Raw genomic sequence first — 3,624 nt, forward strand, 5'->3', positions numbered from 1 at the left:
GCGAGGGTCAAATAGGGCAGCACCAGAGCCCATTCCTCATCACGGACGTCCGATGGGTAAGCACGGCGGTTCATGCTCTAAACATAACTGCAGTGCCTGATTTGGGTAAGGTGGTTTGTAGATTCTAGGAATCCGCAGCAGCAGGGCTGGCGCGCCTTCATAGGTGTATTCCAGGGTGTCCCATTCCTTCGCCAGCACCCCCTGGAGGGTGGTAATCCGAACGGGGGCAGGTTTTTGTTGGGCTATCGCGGGCTGTGTACCCATAGCCAGTCCAATCGAACTGGCTGCGATCGCTTGCAGAGTCTTGCGCCGATCCATAGGTTCACTCATGGCTAGCTCCTCTGTTTTGCAGTTGGCTCAGCAGGTTGTGGTTGTTCACGATGCTCCAGTGCTCGACAATCTGACCTTTCTGGAGGCGCAGCAGCTCGAGGTTTTCAAAAGCTATCTGGTGTCCGGTGGGTGCGATGCCGCCAAACTCCCCCCGATGGGTGCCGCGCCAGATACTGCGCAGGGCGACCCGATCGCCCTCGGCCACGAAATCTTCGATGGTGACCTCGAGGTCGGGAAAGCCTGCGTGTAGCAGCGCATATAAACGCTTGGCACCCTCACGCCCACCGGGCAAACCCGGAATCAGCGCGTCGTGGTCGAGGTAGTTGGGAGAAAGCAATTCGTCTACAGCGCCCAGGTTGCCCCGGTTCACCACCTCATCCACAAAACGTCGCACAATGCTTTTGTTGACCTCGGACACTACCGAACCTCCTGCGCGCCAGTGTGCAAAAGCTGGTGTGAAAAAAACGTCAAAAGTAGGAGCGTGCCTTGGGGCTAATGGCGAAGCACAAAAGGTGATGAGACCGCGCATCCACCGTTGGATGGATTGACAAATTGTGTTTTGGGTCTGTGGTAATGTGACGCTAACCTCGTTCGTCAGAGCATTTCCAGGCATAATCTGAATACGAGATGAGTGTGCTCACCGAAGCCCTGGTACTGGAAGCCCTGAAGACCGTCAACGATCCCGAGTTACACAAAGATCTGGTGTCGCTGGGAATGGTCGAGAAAATTGTGGTGGAAGGAACCAGGGTCGCAGTCAAGATTAACCTGACCACCCCGGCCTGCCCACTCAAGGAGCAGATTGAGGGGGATGTGCGTTCGGCCATCGGCAAGATTGGTGCTACCGAGATCGAAGTGCACTTTGGCGCCCAGGTGCGTGCCCCGCAAAACCTGCCCCTGCCTGGGATCAAGCACATTGTGGCTATCGCTTCGGGCAAGGGGGGGGTGGGCAAGAGCACCGTTGCCGCCAACCTGGCCATCGCGCTGGCCCAGGAGGGCGCCCGTGTGGGTTTGCTGGATGCCGATATCTACGGCCCCAGCCAGGCCCAGATGTTTGGCACCCAGGGAGAGAAGCTCCGGGTAGATGAGCAAAAGCGCATGGTGCCTCTCGAGCGCTACGGAATCAAGCTAATTAGTATTGCCAATATCGTCCCACCGGGACAGGCCATGGTCTGGCGCGGCCCCATTTTGCACGGCACGATTAAACAATTCCTTCAGGAAGTCGCCTGGGGTGACCTCGATTATCTGATCATTGACCTGCCGCCTGGTACGGGAGATGTGCAACTCTCCTTGTCCCAGCTCACCCGGCTTTCGGGGGGGGTGATTGTGACAACCCCGCAGGACGTGGCCCGGATTGATGCTGAGCGGGCGCTGGACATGTTCAAGCGGGTACAGGTCAATATCCTGGGTGTGATTGAGAATATGTCCTATTTCGAACAGAACGGCCACAAGACCCACATCTTTGGACAGGGCGGGGGCCGGCAGATGGCCGAACAATATAAGACCGCTTTCCTGGGTGAGATTCCCATCGCGCTTTCGGTACGCGAGGGGGGCGATAGCGGCGTGCCGGTGATTGTAGGTGCCCCGCAGTCGCCCGAGGCTGAGGCCTTCCGCCAGGCCGCGCGCAATCTGGCAGGACAGTTGTCGGTGCAGTCTTACCTGCTGCTACCGATGGCCTAGGGGTGTTATGGCTGTGGGAATGGGTGAGACCAAGTTGCGCATCCTCGAGACCCTGCGCTCGCGCTCGAGCTGTGCAGGCTCGCTGGCCGAGTCGCTGGGCATCTCCAAAGTAGCGGTGCACCGCCACCTGGAAGACCTCGAGCGCGAGGGTTTGGTGCGGGCCCGTCTGGAGAAAAACGAGAGCCGGGGCCGCCCCAAGCAGGTTTACCAGGCTGTTGACGAGCAGGCCTCTTACGCCCGCGTCTGCGCCGATGTGCTCACCCACCTCAAGGAGCTTTTTGGCGAAGGGCTGGTGCTGGAAGTTCTGACCCGGCGCAACAACAAGCTGCTCGAGGAACTCGCCCCCCACATGGAAGGTCTGACCCTCGAGCAAAGAATCTATCGCTTGAGTGAATTTCTCACCGAGCAGGGCTACCAGGCCAGTTTTTACTTCGAAAATGGGGCCTGGTATCTGGAGCAGGGTCGCTGCCCCAAGCTGGCCCTTTCCATGGAGCACAGCGAATTCTGCCACGCCGAACTGGAAATGTACAAAAAACTGCTGGGCGTTTCGGTAACACGCGAGGAACGCATCGCGGCCGGAGGCAACCGCTGCCGCTACCGCATAGATTCAACTGGTATTGAAGGTTAAACATCGCAAAAAACCCAGCATTGTACCTTTACCTTCCAAAACGGCGAGTCCTGGATGGGCGTTATATTTCGAAAACAAGGTTGGTCCTTAATCGCCCTGCCAATGCACCTTTATACCGGATTCAAAAAGACCGTTTACAAAAGCAAAAACCCCAGAGGCTGTCTTTTTGAATCCTAGAGCACACCCCTCCCGAACGGTCGGCGAAGAAAGCGTCTTGCTTCCAAGGGGCGGTATCGCCCTCCGCTACGCGGACAACTTCGGCCCTCTTGATTCTTCACCGAACGGTAACGAATCAACCGAATCTGGTATTGTATCGCGCAGTTCACAGAAGTTTCACCCCCGCGCTTACCCCATTTATCGCGCACCTCACGGACTTTGTGCAATATTGGCAAAAAAGGCCTAGCTTTGGCCAAAGTAGCCCAGTTCGTATAGCCGTTGCCAGACCCGGCTCACCGGCAGTCCCATCACGGTGTAAAAATCGCCCTCGATGCGCTCGATAAGCACCATTCCCAAACCTTGTGCCCCGTACCCTCCGGCTTTGTCCAGCCCTTCGCCGCTACTGGCATACCACTCGAGCTCCCACTCTTGCAAATCCCGAAAGGCAACCTTTGCTTCGACCACTTCGCTGTGCAGGTGCCCCTCGGGCTGCTGGATGGCAAAGCCGGTATAGACCGTATGGATGCGGCCTGAAAGCCGACGCAAGAAGGCCTTGTTTTCCTCAGGGTTTCGCGGTTTGCCCAGAACCTCGGTATCTAGCGCCACCACGGTATCGGCAGCCAGGACCCACTGCCCCGGCTGCCAGATGGTCTGGGCTTTTTTGGCGGCCAGGGCTTCGGCCATGGGAGCGGGCTCGAGGTGCCCTAAAGACTCCTCATCTATGTCGGCAGGGCGTACCTCAAAGGGCAGTGAAAGGCGCTTCAGTAACTCAGCCCGGCGGGGGCTCTGCGAGGCCAGAATCAGGGTGGGGAGGGAAGTCATGGGAGCTTGGG

At 57.9% G+C, this 3,624-nt stretch carries 5 protein-coding genes; 2 read left to right on the forward strand and 3 right to left on the reverse strand.

Annotated features, from left to right (window positions below; genetic code table 11):
• Window positions 1–39: 39 nt before the first annotated feature.
• A complete protein-coding gene (locus Mhypo_RS17985; RefSeq protein WP_147371374.1) occupies window positions 40–330 on the reverse strand; it encodes a hypothetical protein in 291 nt (96 codons plus the stop codon).
• A complete protein-coding gene (locus tag Mhypo_RS17360) occupies window positions 323–748 on the reverse strand; it encodes an ester cyclase (RefSeq protein WP_170148351.1) in 426 nt (141 codons plus the stop codon). Before Mhypo_RS17360 ends, Mhypo_RS17985 begins: the two co-directional genes overlap by 8 nt.
• Before the next feature lie 209 nt (window positions 749–957).
• Here Mhypo_RS17360 and Mhypo_RS17365 point away from each other — a divergent pair, with 209 nt between their 5' ends.
• Together Mhypo_RS17365 and Mhypo_RS17370 are read left to right on the forward strand one after the other, a co-directional pair.
• Window positions 958–2,007, forward strand: coding sequence for an Mrp/NBP35 family ATP-binding protein (locus Mhypo_RS17365; protein ID WP_119342485.1), 1,050 nt, complete (start codon window positions 958–960; stop codon window positions 2,005–2,007).
• Window positions 2,008–2,026: 19 nt separating this feature from the next.
• Window positions 2,027–2,635, forward strand: a complete 609-nt coding sequence (locus Mhypo_RS17370) for a helix-turn-helix transcriptional regulator (RefSeq protein WP_240637350.1) — start codon at window positions 2,027–2,029, stop codon at window positions 2,633–2,635.
• A 399-nt stretch (window positions 2,636–3,034) separates the two neighbouring features.
• On the opposite strand, the gene Mhypo_RS17375 is transcribed toward Mhypo_RS17370, so the two are convergent.
• Entirely contained in the window at window positions 3,035–3,613 is a 579-nt protein-coding gene (locus tag Mhypo_RS17375) for a Maf family protein (RefSeq protein ID WP_119342487.1), read from the reverse strand.
• Between the last annotated feature and the right edge of the window lie 11 nt (window positions 3,614–3,624).

This window comes from Meiothermus hypogaeus (assembly GCF_003574035.1).
Classification (GTDB): Bacteria; Deinococcota; Deinococci; order Deinococcales; family Thermaceae; genus Meiothermus; species Meiothermus hypogaeus.